At 41.9% G+C, this 14235-nt stretch carries 14 protein-coding genes; 8 read left to right on the top strand and 6 right to left on the bottom strand.

The genetic code is table 11. The annotated features are described in order from the left end of the window. Positions 1-596: 596 nt before the first annotated feature. The 4 genes from AC0J5Y_RS00815 to purC all read left to right on the top strand — a co-directional run bounded on the left by AC0J5Y_RS00815 (position 597) and on the right by purC (position 4647). Positions 597-2012, top strand: a complete 1416-nt coding sequence (locus AC0J5Y_RS00815) for a Do family serine endopeptidase (protein ID WP_475132043.1) — start codon at positions 597-599, stop codon at positions 2010-2012. Between the two features lie 536 nt (positions 2013-2548). Continuing rightward, positions 2549-3454 (top strand): 4-hydroxy-tetrahydrodipicolinate synthase, encoded by a 906-nt coding sequence (gene dapA, locus AC0J5Y_RS00820; RefSeq protein ID WP_475131101.1) that lies wholly within the window; start codon positions 2549-2551, stop codon positions 3452-3454. A gap of 14 nt (positions 3455-3468) precedes the next feature. Beyond that, positions 3469-3804: a hypothetical protein gene (locus AC0J5Y_RS00825; protein WP_011512533.1), complete on the top strand. Its 336-nt coding sequence runs from the start codon at positions 3469-3471 to the stop codon at positions 3802-3804. Between the two features lie 129 nt (positions 3805-3933). Further along, positions 3934-4647 (top strand): phosphoribosylaminoimidazolesuccinocarboxamide synthase, encoded by a 714-nt coding sequence (gene purC, locus AC0J5Y_RS00830; RefSeq protein ID WP_475131102.1) that lies wholly within the window; start codon positions 3934-3936, stop codon positions 4645-4647. A gap of 72 nt (positions 4648-4719) precedes the next feature. On the opposite strand, the gene AC0J5Y_RS00835 is transcribed toward purC, so the two are convergent. Beyond that, complete coding sequence (locus tag AC0J5Y_RS00835; protein ID WP_475131103.1) at positions 4720-5079, bottom strand: hypothetical protein; 360 nt, start codon at positions 5077-5079, stop codon at positions 4720-4722. A 209-nt stretch (positions 5080-5288) separates the two neighbouring features. Here AC0J5Y_RS00835 and AC0J5Y_RS00840 point away from each other — a divergent pair, with 209 nt between their 5' ends. Beyond that, the gene (locus AC0J5Y_RS00840; protein WP_475131104.1) at positions 5289-5927 is read left to right on the top strand and encodes a DNA-3-methyladenine glycosylase; all 639 of its coding nucleotides are present in this window, start codon (positions 5289-5291) and stop codon (positions 5925-5927) included. Positions 5928-6012: 85 nt separating this feature from the next. Beyond that, a complete protein-coding gene (locus tag AC0J5Y_RS00845) occupies positions 6013-6327 on the top strand; it encodes an NGG1p interacting factor NIF3 (RefSeq protein ID WP_475131105.1) in 315 nt (104 codons plus the stop codon). A gap of 32 nt (positions 6328-6359) precedes the next feature. Here the strand turns inward: AC0J5Y_RS00845 and AC0J5Y_RS00850 are convergent, their stop codons facing one another. From AC0J5Y_RS00850 to AC0J5Y_RS00860, 3 genes are all read right to left on the bottom strand, one after another. After that, a complete protein-coding gene (locus AC0J5Y_RS00850; RefSeq protein ID WP_475131106.1) occupies positions 6360-6719 on the bottom strand; it encodes a hypothetical protein in 360 nt (119 codons plus the stop codon). Positions 6720-6919: 200 nt separating this feature from the next. After that, the gene (locus AC0J5Y_RS00855) at positions 6920-7543 is read right to left on the bottom strand and encodes a PepSY domain-containing protein (RefSeq protein WP_475131107.1); all 624 of its coding nucleotides are present in this window, start codon (positions 7541-7543) and stop codon (positions 6920-6922) included. A gap of 894 nt (positions 7544-8437) precedes the next feature. After that, positions 8438-8641 carry a CsbD family protein gene (locus AC0J5Y_RS00860; protein ID WP_325243167.1) on the bottom strand — a complete coding sequence of 68 codons (204 nt, stop codon included), beginning with the start codon at positions 8639-8641 and terminating at the stop codon, positions 8438-8440. Between the two features lie 496 nt (positions 8642-9137). Between AC0J5Y_RS00860 and AC0J5Y_RS00865 the strand changes: the two genes are divergently transcribed. Next, positions 9138-11348 carry a molybdopterin oxidoreductase family protein gene (locus tag AC0J5Y_RS00865; RefSeq protein ID WP_475131108.1) on the top strand — a complete coding sequence of 737 codons (2211 nt, stop codon included), beginning with the start codon at positions 9138-9140 and terminating at the stop codon, positions 11346-11348. Positions 11349-11392: 44 nt separating this feature from the next. Here the strand turns inward: AC0J5Y_RS00865 and AC0J5Y_RS00870 are convergent, their stop codons facing one another. Together AC0J5Y_RS00870 and ygfZ are read right to left on the bottom strand one after the other, a co-directional pair. Further along, positions 11393-12736 carry a D-amino acid dehydrogenase gene (locus AC0J5Y_RS00870; RefSeq protein WP_475131109.1) on the bottom strand — a complete coding sequence of 448 codons (1344 nt, stop codon included), beginning with the start codon at positions 12734-12736 and terminating at the stop codon, positions 11393-11395. A 52-nt stretch (positions 12737-12788) separates the two neighbouring features. Continuing rightward, entirely contained in the window at positions 12789-13556 is a 768-nt protein-coding gene (gene ygfZ / locus AC0J5Y_RS00875; RefSeq protein WP_475131110.1) for a CAF17-like 4Fe-4S cluster assembly/insertion protein YgfZ, read from the bottom strand. Between the two features lie 296 nt (positions 13557-13852). On the opposite strand from ygfZ, the gene AC0J5Y_RS00880 reads away from it, so the two are divergent. Continuing rightward, positions 13853-14206, top strand: coding sequence for a zinc ribbon domain-containing protein YjdM (locus AC0J5Y_RS00880; RefSeq protein WP_475131111.1), 354 nt, complete (start codon positions 13853-13855; stop codon positions 14204-14206). The last annotated feature ends 29 nt before the right edge of the window (positions 14207-14235 follow it).

Genomic DNA, 14235 nt, shown 5'->3' on the forward strand with positions numbered 1-14235 from the left:
AAACACTATCTAAATGCGCCAAACAATAAGGCAATAATAAGGTCGATATCAAAGAGCAAATACGTCGATAGCGATACGATAGCGATATTGCTTTTCACCGACTATAACTGCGTGCTCACTGTCACCCAAAGCGTTACAAGACTCTTAAAAAGACAGACGGCATAAGTCATTTTGGTTATGAACTAGCGACTGAATGCTGCAACGATATTGTTCTCTAGCTATGGTTGGTCAGTGGTTCTAATAGCTAGTATGATAGCTCGATGAAGTCCTTAAGTGACGTCGCAAGTCATAATTGTATTCAGATGAATATGAATTTGCAGTGTGTGGTTTAGTATATAGTGCAATTAGCATATTCAAGTTAACTTACCGTATTGAGATAGATGCTCAATAGATAACAAACTAAACTGCAGTCAGTAAAAATACTCTATAAACTAAGATAAAATGGCTAGCTATCAATCATGAGTTATGTAAATAAAACAGTCTTACTGTACATTGATAGCATAGCACTCACAAAAATTATAAAAATCACTTGGATGAGGGATAAGATGCCAATCGATATATCTAAATCGCAAACCACCATAGCAACTATAGCCACCATGCAGCGTTTGCTGCAACGCAGCACCTTGGCAATCGTTGTCGCTACGACCATGGGTGTTGGTATTAGTATCAACACTATGCCAAGTGCACAAGCTGCTGTCACCACAGCGGATTTTTCAGGATTGGTACAGCAAGTCACGCCAGCGGTGGCACGCGTCAATGTGACCAAAACTGTGAGTGAGGCTGAGCTTGCAAAAGCCCAAACGGCTGAGCTGTTACGGAAATTCTTTGGTGATCGCCTACGTATCCCTGATCAAGCCGCGACGCCAGCGATTGAGCATGCATATGGTACGGGGTTTTTTGTGACCGATGATGGTTATATGCTGACCAATCACCATGTAGTGGCGGGTGCAGACAAAATTACAGTGACTCTCAATGACAGAACTGAGCTGGATGCGACCTTAGTTGGCAGCGATGAGCGCTCGGATGTGGCAGTATTAAAGGTCACAGGCAAAAAATTCCCAGCGCTACCGATTGGTGATTCTAATAGCCTAAAAGTCGGTGAACCAGTACTGGCCATTGGCTCGCCATTTGGTTTTGATTATTCGGCATCAGCTGGGATTGTCAGTGCCAAATCACGCAATTTTTCGCGTGAAACCAGCGTGCCTTTTATACAGACCGATGTGGCATTGAATCCTGGTAACTCAGGCGGACCTTTATTTAACCAGCGCGGTGAAGTGATTGGCATTAACTCACGTATTTTTAGTGGCACCGGTGGTTATATGGGATTGTCGTTCTCTATCCCGATTGATGCGGCAATGGATGTTTATGAGCAGCTCAAAACCAATGGGAAGGTTGAGCGTGCCTACTTGGGTATTTATCCGCAAGATATCGATCGCAATCTCGCTGAAGCCTATAACCTAGCGCGTCCGCAAGGGGCGTTGCTGACACGCGTGTCGCCTGATTCACCTGCCCAAAAAGCAGGACTAAAATCAGGCGATATTATCTTGCAATACAATGATGTCCAAATTATGGAAGCCTCTGATTTATTGAACCTGATTAATCGCGCGCGTCCCAATGATGGCTTTCGCATGCAAATTCAGCGTAATGGTAAGCAATCGCTTGTCACTGGCAAGCTGAGTGATGCCTCAAATGACATGCAATCACAAAGCCGTGGTCAGCAAAATAACGAAATAAGTCTAGGCTTAGCCTTACGTAATTTGACTCCAGAGGAACAAGCAGAGCTGGCCTCTGATAATAAAACGGGTGTCTTGGTCACAGCGATTGAACCAACTGGATTGGCAGCACGCTCAGGTATCTTAGCAGGCGATATCATTACCAACCTGCATCAAAAACCGATTAAAACCGTTAATGATGTTTCGAGTGCGGTATCGGTATTGCCTAAAAAGGGAGTGGTGACGATCGAAGTTATGCGTCAAGGTATCCCCGGTATTATTGGATTACGGATAGAGTAGTTAAAGATATTGCTATTACTTGTGGCACAAAAGGACATAAGCGTTTGTTTGCTTGTATCGGCTAGCCAACGATGTGTTGACGATTGGTTAAAAGGCTTAAAAAGGTTTTATCGACCCTTGGCAATTACGCTAAACTGACGGTTTGCTTTAAAACCAAACGTACTCAATCTCACTGTCTATTAATGGCGCAATGAGATTGAAGCAGCTGGGCAATTATTTTCAGAATGGCTTGCTTTGGCATTAATTGATTGATAGCGGTCAATCCAAAATATGCTACACTAGCAGGCGTTTTTATAGTGAGATAATCATCCTATTAATGTCAGATAAAATGGCGTCAAGGACGGTATAAGACATACAAACATTCAGTATTAACCTCGAGCAAGATCTTACCAATGATGTTTATGAGCATGCATATTATTTATAGTATCCATGCAGCTATTTGACAATGAATATCTCAAAATATGCATTGGTACTTGCAAATGACCTATCATGTGATAGCTTTAGTCAAAGCTAGGATACGAGAGTAAGGCACAGTTATGAGCACAGCATACGACGATATTAAAACCCGACTACAAGGCTCAATGGTAGCTTTGATAACGCCCATGCTTCGTGACGGCACGGTCGATTATAAACGTCTGGCAGACCTCATAGATTGGCAGATTGAACAAGGCACACATTGCCTTGTCGCTGTTGGTACGACTGGCGAATCTGCAACCTTATCAATGCAAGAGCACAGCGATGTCATTCACTATTTTGTACAGCATGTTAAAGGTCGTGTGCCGGTGATTGCAGGTACTGGTGCGAATAATACGGTGGAAGCTATTAAGCTGACCCAAGATGCCGCCGATGCCGGTGCAGATTGTGCATTATTGGTCGCCCCCTATTATAATAAGCCGCCACAAGAAGGCTTATATCAACATTACAAAGCCATTGCTGAAGCGGTCGATATCCCACAAATGCTGTATAACGTCCCTGGACGCACCGTCGTTGATATCGCGCAAGAAACAGTCGAGCGTTTAGCGGATATCGACAATATTGTTGCTATCAAAGACGCGACAGGTTCTGTAGCTCGCGGTGAACAATTAATAAAAACAGTTGGCGATCGTCTTGTTGTCTTGTCTGGTGATGATGGTAGTGCCCTTGAGCTGATGAAATTTGGTGGTAAAGGGAATATCTCTGTGACTGCCAACGTTGCACCAAAAGCCATGAGTGAAACCTTTACAACAGCCTTGCGCGGTGATTTTGATACTGCCAATCAAATACATGATATTGTTAAACATCTACATCGTGACTTGTTTATCGAATCAAGCCCTATTCCAGCCAAGTACGCTTTGCACAAAATGGGTATGATAGATCAAGGTATTCGCCTGCCGCTAGTATGGCTAGCCGAGCAACATCACGCGACGATTGATAGTGCTTTGGTTCGTGCAAACTTATTATAAAATGATGCGTGTAAATGCTAACTCAGAGAGATAATATGATGAAAGTATCATCAATGACTGCAAAAATGTTCCCTGCTGTAATGACGGTCGTGTTGGGTAGTACGTTAGTCTTAAGCGGCTGCCAAGCGACAAAAGAATTTATTGGTAAGCGTGATAATGGTAGCCTAGAGTATCAGCAAAGTAAAAAGTTGGCGCCGCTACAGCTGCCAGCTGCTCAAGAGACTGCACCCTTTGTACCGCTTTACCCAACCCCTAATGCAGGCGCCAATACACTCACATTACAGAACGAGTCTGGTAAACAGTACCAGCTACCAAAACCGCAACGCGCTGTTGCGAGTCGTACTGAATAAAATCTTTTTTAACCTTATCTATGCCGCTGATGCTTTTATCAATACCAATGTATCTCATTGGTTTTGTAAGTTATCAGCGGTCGCTGCGCGTTTTTACCACGTAAGCTTGAACGAACAGGAAACCTCCTAATGCAAAAGCAAGAACTGCTCTATAAAGGCAAAGCCAAATCTGTTTATGAAACAGAAGACAACGACCTGCTGATTTTACATTTCCGTGATGACACCTCAGCGCTTGATGGTAAGCGTATTGAACAGCTTGCCCGCAAAGGCGTGGTTAATAATCGCTTTAACGCCTTTATCATGCAAAAGCTGGCAGACGCTGGTATCGAGACGCATTTTGAAAAGCAATTGTCTGATGACGAAGTGTTGGTTAAGCGTTTGGATATGATTCCGGTTGAATGCGTGGTACGTAACTTTGCTGCAGGCAGTTTGGTACGACGTTTAGGCTTAGAAGAAGGTCAAGCTTTGACGCCGCCGACTTACGAGCTGTTCTATAAAGATGATGCGCTTGGCGATCCGATGGTTAATGAGGCAATCTCCATTTCTCTTGGCTGGGCAACTGACACACAGCTGGCTAAAATGAAAGAGCTGAGTCATCAAGTGAATGAAGTATTGACTGCCTTGTTTGATGCTGGTGATTTGATACTGGTGGATTTCAAATTAGAGTTTGGTGTATTTCACGACCGTATCGTCTTAGGTGATGAGTTCTCACCAGATGGGTGCCGCATTTGGGATAAAGCCACCAAGAAGAAGCTCGACAAAGACCGCTTCCGTCAGTCATTAGGTGATGTCATCGAAGCTTATGAAGAAGTGGCAAGCCGTATCGGTGTACCACTGAGCTAAATGTAGAAAATTAAAACCGTTAAAACATAAAAAAACTGAGCCATGGCTCAGTTTTTTTTGCACTTAAATTTATTAGCTTTCTTTGCGAGCGTCTTTGATTTTCTTAGCAGCAAACTCCATGGCATCTGCCGCTTTGTCCGCTAATGTACCGACCACTTCTTTTGCCTTTGTAGTAGCAGTATCAGCTAAAGAAGAGTCTTTATCGCCCTTACTTTTAGCATCTTTATCTGAAGACTTACTATCTGATGCTTTGTTGTCTTTGTTGTCTTTGTTGTCTGAGCTATTATTTGAATTCTTACTATCAGAACCTTTATCAGTATTCTGATCTTTAGTGTCATTGGCAGTGTTGTTGTCTTTTACATCATTTTTTTTGTCTTCTGCTTTATCACTACCATTTTGCTGCTTATTGCCTTGGCTATTAGAGTTACTCATTGTTATATCCTATTAATTTCATTATGTTTTTTAGTGTGGTGTATCTGGGATTAAGATTACTATCATATTGAGTTAACTGTCTGTATAACATCAGTTGCAATAAGTAATAGTGGTCGCTATCAGACAGCCTTTGATGGCTTTTTATGTTAAATTTATGCTGCTGTGATAATAGAGTGTAAATGCAAACCCTTATAAAAAGGTTATGACTGATGTTAGCGTCTCAAATTGTATCGAGTGTTTTGGAGCCATCTTGGTTTGCCCGTCCCACTTGCGTGGTGGCTGCCGACTTAATTGGCAAGGTATTGTGTCGAGAGCTCACAGACAGTGATGGTCAACAAAAAATCTTACGTATGCGTATCTCAGAGACAGAAGCCTATATTGGCGAAGGGGATGCTGCATGTCATGCGCATGCAGGCACACGTACGCCGCGTACAGAGATTATGTACCATATAGGTGGCGTTTTTTATGTATACCTGACTTATGGTATTCATCATATGCTCAATTTGGTCAGTGGACCAGCAGAGTCGCCAGAAGCTGTTTTAATACGTGCCGGATTTTTAATAGAGGATAGCGCTCGCTTAATGAATGAGCAACTATTAGACATTAATAAACAACTTAATCATATCAAACAGCTGGCAGGTCCTGGTAAGCTGACCAAGGGCTTACAGATAGATAGAACGTTATACGGTAAGCCAATCACGCCTGCTTCAAAAGTTTGGGTGGAGGATGATGGTTGTCAGCCACTAATATCATTACGCCCCCGTATCGGCATTGATTATGCTGGCGACGCAAAAGAGTGGTTGCTGCGTTATATATGGACTGATCACCCTTCTTTATCAAAAAAGTAGAGGATTTTTTATAGTTTTAATTTAATTTTCAAATATTTGATGAGGCGATTAATTTAATAAGGTTGCTATTTAATGGGGCTAGGATATGTATAAACTCACTGTTTTTGTACCAGACTCAGCATTACAGCAGGTAAAGTCGGCGCTATTTGCGGCTGGTGCTGGCAGAATCGGTGATTATGAGCAATGCTGTTGGCAAGTGCAGGGAATAGGGCAATTCATGCCACTGGTAGGTAGCACGCCACATATTGGTACACAGGACAGCTTAGAGAAAGTGGATGAATGGCGGGTCGAGATGGTGGTTGCAAAGGTGGTTAATATTGGTGATGTCATTATCGCATTAAAGCAGGCACATCCTTATGAAACACCTGCTTATGATGTGATTGAAGTCTTAGATTTTTGATCGCAGTTTTCAATGGCTATTAAAACAGACTTTTAGTCTTCTTTTATTTTTAAGACATTATAGCCGGGATAGCCAAGCTCGATTTTATAATCTTCACTACTGCGGTGGGCTTTTACTTTTATTTTGTTGTCGCCTTTTTTGTATTTAACGTCTTCGACACGGTAACCCATGCTACGGACTTTATTTGCCGCCCTTTGCTCGATAGCAGGACGATAAATATCTTTTTCAACAGTGTTGATGGCTTTCTTGTGTTTCTTATAGACGCTACTGTCCTTATAAAGATCGCCATAAGGGTTATAACTAGGGGTGGTCATACAACCCGTGGTTGCTGCTAGTAACACTGCTGCTATGCTGCCCGATGCCGTGGTTTTTAATAGAGAATTAATATTCATAAGATGATCTCAGTAATAATATGAAAGTTAAGTCTGAAACGACGATAAATAGAGAATATAGGATAAAAAAGAGCGATAAAAAAATGGTCAAATAAACCAAGGGCTGGTTTATTTGACCGTGGTCATCAAATACTAAACGATGTCAAAATTTGATAAATAATGAAACGAATAAATGTTATTCGGATGCTATGTCTTTAACATTAATCTTTTTTAATCTTGATTACATTCAAGTTTGGATAGCCAAGTGTAATCTCATACTCTTGTGAGCCACGTTTGGCCTCAATCTCAAACACGCTACGCTTGTTTTTTTGTTCAAACTCGATATCTTTGACTCGATAACCCATACCCTCAACTTTATTGATAGCGCGGCGTTTAATCGCTGGATAACGTGATTCGTTTTTGATGCTGTCTTCATTTTTATGATGTTTATCTTTGTATTTGCCACTATCTTTATAGTCGTTTTTATCATCCCAAGCATTAGACCAAGGTTTTTTGGTCGAGCCGATCAGCCTGAGATCTGGTGAGCTGTATTTTAGTTCATACGCTTGATTATTTTTCTTAGCAAGAACCGTCAGCACACGGTTACCGCGATAGCTTTCTGTTCTGATGTCCATCACGTTATAACCTTTACGGCGTAAATCCTGACGCAGCTGCTGAATGGCACGGTTGTTTTCAGCATGACCATAACCGCTATTGTCATTGTATATCGGATAATTGTCATAACCTGAACCGGCGACAGCGCAACCAGCAGCAACGCCAATGAGTGAAAATGCAAGTGAGGCAGAAAGGATGGTTTTAAAAGAAAAAGAGTTTAACGTTTTCATGATGGAGTCTCCTAAGATATAAGTTGACTTAAAAAGTGCTTATATACAGTTGCGAAATTTTGTCAATATATAATGTAGAATAACGCTAACAATCATGAATAATACGCAAAACATGCTTATGAACTATGGATGTTTGTTCTTAATTATCGTTATTCTTGAAATATTTTCTTACATACACATAGTAAGACTTAAAACTTATTAATGCGTGTCGTTGGTGTTAAGAAGTTGTAAGTTTTGCAAATAATTGCGTAAGCATTCGATACTTTGGGTGACTAAGGTGTTACTTAGAACAGCGAATATCGCTAATACTTAGGCGGTTTGTGTTAATTTTTTCTAGCTTAAAAAGGTTATTTATATTAAAAGTTATTAATATCATATGGTTAAGCGTATTGCTCTACTAAATTTAAACCGATGTAAGCATATGCTTACACTCAATGACGTTTACGCGACTTAACAGTAGCCCAATAATTTGACACTATACATACACGGCATAAGGGAATGTGACTCAAGGATTGAGTTGACCGTATTAAGGATAATATTTCAACGGCTGGCATCAGGATGATAATAGCAATTGGATTAAGGACACATAACCCGTGTTGCAGGCAGATAATGCCACTAGTAGTAAAAAGGGCAGGATGCCCAACTGTCACAATATGCTCAATATCTTGCAAGGATGCAGCGATTAGAGCCGTGATGGGTAACAAGGATAGTTAACGATAAAACCGCATAACAATTAATTGCTATGCGGTTTTATCGTATCTGAGGTTTGTCCATGATAGGTATCTGCTGATGCATCAAGCATAAAAAAACCACATTAGTTTCTAATGCGGTTTTCGTTTAAATAATTTGCCTATAAAAGTTTAATCTTAATTCTTCTACAAGAATCACTATTTACTAGTATTTATTTTCAGTACGCCATGCATCTACTTCACGCTCAGCATCATCTTTACTATGACCATAACGCTCTTGTACTTTACCAACGAGCTTATCACGACTACCTTCAACATGTAATAAATCGTCATCAGTAAGGTCAGCCCATTTCTGCTTTACTGAGCCTTTTACTTGGTTCCATTCGCCTTTTAGAGTATGTTCATTCATTGCTATTATCCTTGTTTTAGTTATTGCGTCTTTTACAGTAGCTGTTATTTAAAAATTAATTCAACAGGTTGCATCACGCTTTAGTATCCAAATTATTATCTATGATTCTTATTGCTAGTACAGTATTGCTGTTAAATAGCTTATTTCTTATATAGTGCATTATAAATGACTTAACTATATTACAAATAGCCAATGGCTAACTTGTGCTACTAATATATGAATTTCAAAATGCTTTGTCTGTATGGACAATGTTGATACTGTTGCTCAATTATAAAAAAAATCATGACTATGTTATGAGCAGGCTAGTTATGTAATCATGAGGATGTTTTGTCAGTGAGGTACGTAACCAAGGGGCATAACTACAGTGCACACATTTGACTATGAGTTATGGTATCAGCGAGATATAGTAGAGAATAGACTGTCAGTAATCAAAGTCTTGAAAAGGAATGTAGTATCGATTTATTGAGAATGACAATATAAAACAGGGAGCGTGACCGTGGCGACTGACCAAACCAAATCCAAAGAGCAGACGCATTTTAGAACCTGTACTCTGTGTGAGGCAATGTGTGGTATCGAGATAAAGCACGATGGCAAAAAGGTTTTATCGATTAAAGGGGATAAGAGCGATCCATTTTCTAAAGGGTATATTTGCCCAAAAGCGACTGCCTTGCAAGATTTGCATGAGGATACTGACCGCTTGCGTCATCCTGTTGAAAGAATGACTAAAGGCTGGAAAGAAATTGGCTGGACTGAAGCATTAGATAAAGTTGCAGCTGGTATTGGCGCAGTGCAAAAACAACATGGCCAAAATGCTTTTGGTGTTTATTTGGGAAATCCCAACGTACATAATCTGGGCAATATGCTGACGATCAAGCATTTATTAGGCAGTCTTAAAACGCGCAGTCGCTTCTCTGCCACTTCGGTCGATCAATTACCGCACCATATCGTTAGCATGCATCTGTTTGGGCATATGCTGCGCATTCCAGTACCTGATGTCAACCGTACTCAGTATATGCTCATCATCGGTGGCAATCCGCTAGCGTCTAACGGCAGTATCATGACAGCACCAAATATGCGCCAAAAGCTAAAAGACATTAAAGCACGTGGTGGCAAAGTCGTCGTCATCGATCCAAGACGTACCGAAACCGCTGATATTGCAAGCGAGCATCACTTTATTCGTCCAGCGACTGACGTGTTGCTATTATTAGCGATGCTCAATGAGATTTATTTGCAAGGCTATGCTGATAAAGCTAGCACCAATAATAGAGCCGCAGCACTCGCGCCAGAAATCGGGCAACTGGCAGATTTTGCCAAAGACTATAGTGCAGAATCAGTTGCCGCTATTACGGGCATAACTGCGGTTGACATCAAGCGACTGGTCACAGAATTCTGTGAAGCAAAAAGCTCGGTTTGCTATGGTCGGATGGGTATATCCGTGCAGGAGTTCGGTTTATTAAGCCAGTATTTGTCTATGGTTATTAATATCGTGACAGGGCGCTTGGACGAAGTGGGTGGTTTGATGTTCCCGAATGCTGCAGTCGATGTGGTGAGTAATTCTGGTCCGGGGTATTTAGGTAAGCGTCATAGTCGCGTCAGCAAGCTACCTGACTTTAATGGTGAATATCCCGTGGTTGCCATGAGTGATGAGATATTGATCGAAGGTGAGGGGCAATTAAAAGGCTTTATGACGGTAGCAGGTAATCCTGTCTTGAGTACACCCAATGGCGAAAAATTAGATCAAGCCTTTGAAAAGCTGGATTTTATGGTCGCCATTGATTATTTTGTCAATGAAACCAGTCGCCATGCTAATATTATTTTGCCGCCAGTCTCACCGCTAGAGCGCGACCATTATGATGTTACCTTTAATAATTTTGCCATACATAACGTTGCTAAATATTCGAAAGCTTTGTTTCGTAAAAATAAGAACGCAAAGCATGATTGGCAAATTTATCTAGAGCTGGCAAAGCGCTTGGATAAAAAAGCGTCTTTAGCAACCAAAGCTGAACGGCTATTCATAAAGCGGTTAGGACCAAAATTTATACTCGATCAAGGATTGCGGCGTGGACCTTATGCTGGCATGACACTGAACAAGCTCAAGAAAAATGCTCATGGTCTTGATTTAGGACCGCTTAAAACCATGTTGCCGCAAGCGTTACAACATAAAGATCAGCAGATTCATCTGAATGTCGATTTTTACCAAGCAGATCTTGCCCGCGTGCAAGCGAGTATGCAAGATTATAATGACAGCGAGATTTTATTGATAGGTCGTCGCCATGTACGTAGTAATAATTCGTGGCTGCATAACAGCTATCGCTTGGTAAAAGGTAAGCCGCGCTGTACGCTCATGCTGCATCCTGACACTGCTGCACAATATGGTATTGAGGATGGTCAAGACGTGAAAGTCACCTCGCGCGTCGGTAGCGTGATTGTTGCAGCAGAAATCACTGATGAGTTGATGCCAAATGTCGTGAGTATCCCACATGGCTTTGGTCACGGTCGTAAAGGCGTTAAGCAACAAATCGCTCAAGCGCATGCAGGCGTCAGTGTGAATGATCTGACAGATGATACGTTGATTGATGAGCTAAGCGGTAATGCCGCTGTAAATGGCGTCCCTGTGCAATTGGAAGCTATACATGCAGAAAATGCTGGGTCAGACAGTTCAAACTCTTCGTCACATTCAAAAGCCGAGTCGGGTAGCGCTGCATAAAATAGTTCTAGAATAAAAGTCTTACATATAAATAAAAAAGGTGCTTATATCAGTGCCTTTTTTGGCATTTCTACACCAACAAAATCAAAATCGACTGGCGGTGTCTCACCCTGTATCAATAGGCTCATCGCTTTAGCCGAACCACATGCATGCGTCCAGCCAAGCGTGCCATGACCAGTATTGAGCCATAAATTATCAAAAGTGGCGTCAATATTTCGACTACCATGTCGGACTTTACCCATATGCGCGCGTCCTATTAAGGGTACATTTGAGGGCGTCATTGGTCGTAACCCTGTCCAATATTGTACAGAGTCGGCAATAATGCCTTTGGGAAACAATTGCTGCACACGGCGAGTGATGGCCTCACAGCGTATGGTATTCAAATCTAAGTTGTAGCCGTTAAACTCTGCTGTCCCCGCCACTCGTAATTTATCACCAAGACGTGAAGTCACCAGTTTAAACTCATCATCAATCAGACTGACAAAGGGCGCTAGATGCGGTGCTCGTGGATTAATTTGATAAGTGGCTGAGTAGCCTTTAGCAGGGAAAATAGGCAGATGCATATTAAGGGGTTTCATTAAGGCGACGCTATAACTACCAAGCGCCAATACATGACTATCAGCGCTAAAGGTTTGAGCGTTCTCGCCTTTGGGTCGAATGGTAATGCTATGTACGTGCGGACGCGCAGAGTCAGCATCCGTATTAATTGCTAAAATCTCAGTGTCATATAAGAACTTAACGCCAGCCTCGGCGCAGCGTTCCGCTAAACGCTGGGTAAATAAATGGGCATTGCCTGACTCATCATGGCTGGTATACGTTGCGCCTTTGAGCTTATGCGCAATGGGATAAAGTGCTGGCTCGAGACTAACGGCATTATTGATGTCAATCACATAACGCTCGCAGCCGAGCGCCTGCATACGCTCTGTAGGTGCTATCGCAGCATTAAACTCAGCTTGATTGGTATAAAAATGCATGATACCGCGCGTTTGCTGTTCATAATCAATGCCAATATCAGTACGTAATTGTTGTAAAGCATCGCGTGAGTACAATCCTAAGCGTACCATTTGTACCAAATTTGCATCAGCACGATCTGCACGGCACTCTTGCAAAAACTGCATCGCCCATTTAATTTGCGCCTTATCAGCACGCAATCGATAAAGCAGCGGTGCATCCTCGCGAAACAACCATTTGAGTGCTTTTATCAGTACAGTAGGATTTGCCCAAGGGGTCGCATGCGAGACTGATATCTGTCCGCCATTGGCAAATGAGGTTTGCATACCTGCCGCTGACTCACGCTCAATCACGGTCACATCATAGCCTGCTTGGCGTAGATACCATGCGGTGGTCACACCCACCACGCCTGCTCCGAGTATCGCAATATGGGTCATAGATTACTCTGCTACGATTGATGAAATTAGATGAGAGCGTTGTTATCTGGTATTACTTGGGGCGAGCAACATCCGCTTGTAACGCTGGCGGTAAATCCAATATGGTCAGGCTACTTTCAGCCAACAGTTCTGGACGAGCCACGACCAATGCCTCAAAGCCTTCACTAGTAGTAATCGCATTGACCACTTGTACTTTATCCAGTTTTTCACCAGCGGCAGGAGTCATACCTGAGCCTTTTACACTTGTTCCTTTTACATAGTGCAAAAACGCTTTCGGGGCTGATTTAAAATAAATACGTGCGATGACTTCTTGACCCAAATAACAGCCTTTATCGTAATCCATGCCGCCGCGTTGATGCAGACGCAACTCTTGTGGTTGGAATTCGCCTTGCGTTGCCGCTACTATCCAATAGTTACCAGTCGTGATACTAGACTGCATCCAAGCTTGATTATTCTTAGATGTATTGAGGTCGTCCTGATGGCTAAAAGTCGGCACTTTATCAATAACACAAGGATAAATAGGGGTCGGAGCACTGGTATCAAACTTTGAAAAGGCACCGAATTTTTTTAAATGTCCTTGGAAAGCTTCAGCGCAATCGGCACTGATGACCACATCAAAATGCTTTTCAGCCTGTTTTTTAATCCAGATACCAAATTCTATGCGACCTTTTAAATTACAGATGGCTGTGGCTTGATAACTAAGTCCGAGCTTGGTGACGTCACAAGTTAATTGTCCTTGTAAGAATTTTTCAGCATCCTCGCCTTGGATAGTCAATTGGGAAAACTGCGGCAATACCGCTGCATTGATAGATTGAGTCATTGTTATTACCCTTCTAATAAGAGGTTTTTTATAAATCGTTAAAGATTGAAAGTAAGGGTGATTAAAGTGGTATATCAGATGTTTGTAAGAAGACAGACAACTATAAAATCATATAAGGTTAAGAAGAGTACCATAAAAAACACCCTCATAAAAAACGTCATCGTTAAGATGGCTATCACGCGTTAAATTGGGCACAGCCAGCGGTTTTCAAGCGCACAAATTGGTTAAAGATGACGAGTTACGGTACAATATAAGCTCTGGAATAAACCTAATGTATGATGGCTGCCGAGGGAATTATGAGCTTACCAAATTGTCCGAAATGTGATGCTGAATATACGTATGAAGATGGTGCGTTACTAGTATGCCCAATGTGTGCTCATGAATGGACAGCGGCAGAAACCGATGTAGCACAATCTGAAGATCAAGATATGGTCATTCGCGATGCCGTTGGAAATGAATTGCAAGACGGCGATGCCGTGACCGTCATTAAAGATTTGAAAGTCAAAGGCTCTTCAACCATCATCAAAGTAGGAACGAAAGCAAAAAGCATTCGTCTATTGCCAGACGCTACCGATGGTCACGATATCGACTGTAAACTTGATGGCTATGGTCCGATGAAGCTTAAATCATCTGTGGTTAAAAAGGCATAAATGACAAAGCTTGATTTAAAAGCTGATAA

The sequence above is a fragment of the Psychrobacter sp. TS_SC_6 genome (genome assembly GCF_056156305.1).

Excerpts from the sequence above, each read along its gene's own strand:
- AC0J5Y_RS00850 (WP_475131106.1), bottom strand. The coding sequence starts at position 6,719 with ATGAATATTAATTCTCTATTAAAAACCACGGCATCGGGCAGCATAGCA.
- AC0J5Y_RS00835 (WP_475131103.1), bottom strand. The coding sequence starts at position 5,079 with ATGAGTAACTCTAATAGCCAAGGCAATAAGCAGCAAAATGGTAGTGAT.
- AC0J5Y_RS00860 (WP_325243167.1), bottom strand. The coding sequence starts at position 8,641 with ATGAATGAACATACTCTAAAAGGCGAATGGAACCAAGTAAAAGGCTCA.
- AC0J5Y_RS00840 (WP_475131104.1), top strand. The coding sequence starts at position 5,289 with ATGTTAGCGTCTCAAATTGTATCGAGTGTTTTGGAGCCATCTTGGTTT.
- AC0J5Y_RS00880 (WP_475131111.1), top strand. The coding sequence starts at position 13,853 with ATGAGCTTACCAAATTGTCCGAAATGTGATGCTGAATATACGTATGAA.
- dapA (WP_475131101.1), top strand. The coding sequence starts at position 2,549 with ATGAGCACAGCATACGACGATATTAAAACCCGACTACAAGGCTCAATG.
- AC0J5Y_RS00870 (WP_475131109.1), bottom strand. The coding sequence starts at position 12,736 with ATGACCCATATTGCGATACTCGGAGCAGGCGTGGTGGGTGTGACCACC.
- AC0J5Y_RS00825 (WP_011512533.1), top strand. The coding sequence starts at position 3,469 with ATGCTAACTCAGAGAGATAATATGATGAAAGTATCATCAATGACTGCA.
- AC0J5Y_RS00845 (WP_475131105.1), top strand. The coding sequence starts at position 6,013 with ATGTATAAACTCACTGTTTTTGTACCAGACTCAGCATTACAGCAGGTA.
- AC0J5Y_RS00815 (WP_475132043.1), top strand. The coding sequence starts at position 597 with ATGCAGCGTTTGCTGCAACGCAGCACCTTGGCAATCGTTGTCGCTACG.
- ygfZ (WP_475131110.1), bottom strand. The coding sequence starts at position 13,556 with ATGACTCAATCTATCAATGCAGCGGTATTGCCGCAGTTTTCCCAATTG.
- purC (WP_475131102.1), top strand. The coding sequence starts at position 3,934 with ATGCAAAAGCAAGAACTGCTCTATAAAGGCAAAGCCAAATCTGTTTAT.
- AC0J5Y_RS00855 (WP_475131107.1), bottom strand. The coding sequence starts at position 7,543 with ATGAAAACGTTAAACTCTTTTTCTTTTAAAACCATCCTTTCTGCCTCA.